This window comes from Streptomyces sp. NPDC028991 (assembly GCF_055564775.1).
Genome location: NZ_JBVHVP010000057.1, coordinates 1 through 1,216, shown reverse-complemented (window position 1 = coordinate 1,216; position 1,216 = coordinate 1). Strand labels below are relative to the sequence as shown.

Sequence of the window (1,216 nt, the reverse complement as noted above, 5' to 3'; positions counted from 1 at the left end):
CCGGTGATGAGTCTTGCACTCTGAGCTGGGGGTGGCCGCAGAGACCAGCGAGAAGCGACTGTTTACTAAAAACACAGGTCCGTGCGAAGCCGTAAGGCGATGTATACGGACTGACGCCTGCCCGGTGCTGGAACGTTAAGGGGACCGGTTAGCTCCATTTCGGTGGGGCGAAGCTGAGAACTTAAGCGCCAGTAAACGGCGGTGGTAACTATAACCATCCTAAGGTAGCGAAATTCCTTGTCGGGTAAGTTCCGACCTGCACGAATGGCGTAACGACTTCTCGACTGTCTCAACCATAGGCCCGGTGAAATTGCACTACGAGTAAAGATGCTCGTTTCGCGCAGCAGGACGGAAAGACCCCGGGACCTTTACTACAGTTTGATATTGGTGTTCGGTTCGGCTTGTGTAGGATAGCTGGGAGACTGTGAACTCTGGACGCCAGTTCAGGGGGAGTCGTCGTTGAAATACCAGTCTGGTCGTGCTGGATGTCTAACCTGGGTCCGTGATCCGGATCAGGGACAGTGTCTGATGGGTAGTTTAACTGGGGCGGTTGCCTCCTAAAGAGTAACGGAGGCGCCCAAAGGTTCCCTCAGCCTGGTTGGCAATCAGGTGTTGAGTGTAAGTGCACAAGGGAGCTTGACTGTGAGACCGACGGGTCGAGCAGGGACGAAAGTCGGGACTAGTGATCCGGCGGTGGCTTGTGGAAGCGCCGTCGCTCAACGGATAAAAGGTACCCCGGGGATAACAGGCTGATCTTCCCCAAGAGTCCATATCGACGGGATGGTTTGGCACCTCGATGTCGGCTCGTCGCATCCTGGGGCTGGAGTCGGTCCCAAGGGTTGGGCTGTTCGCCCATTAAAGCGGTACGCGAGCTGGGTTTAGAACGTCGTGAGACAGTTCGGTCCCTATCCGCTGTGCGCGTAGGAGTCTTGAGAAGGGCTGTCCCTAGTACGAGAGGACCGGGACGGACGAACCTCTGGTGTGCCAGTTGTCCTGCCAAGGGCATGGCTGGTTGGCTACGTTCGGGAGGGATAACCGCTGAAAGCATCTAAGCGGGAAGCCTGCTTCGAGATGAGGACTCCCACCCCCTTGAGGGGTTAAGGCTCCCAGTAGACGACTGGGTTGATAGGCCGGATCTGGAAGCACCGCAAGGTGTGGAGGTGACCGGTACTAATAGGCCGAGGGCTTGTCCTCAGTTGCTCGCGTCCACTGTGTT

Annotated in this window: 1 rRNA gene (cut by a window edge); it reads left to right on the top strand. The window is 56.8% G+C overall.

From position 1 onward, the window contains the following. Window positions 1–1,194 (top strand): 23S ribosomal RNA (locus tag ACZ4V1_RS35725) (it extends 2,028 nt beyond the left edge of the window). Window positions 1,195–1,216 lie beyond the last annotated feature (22 nt).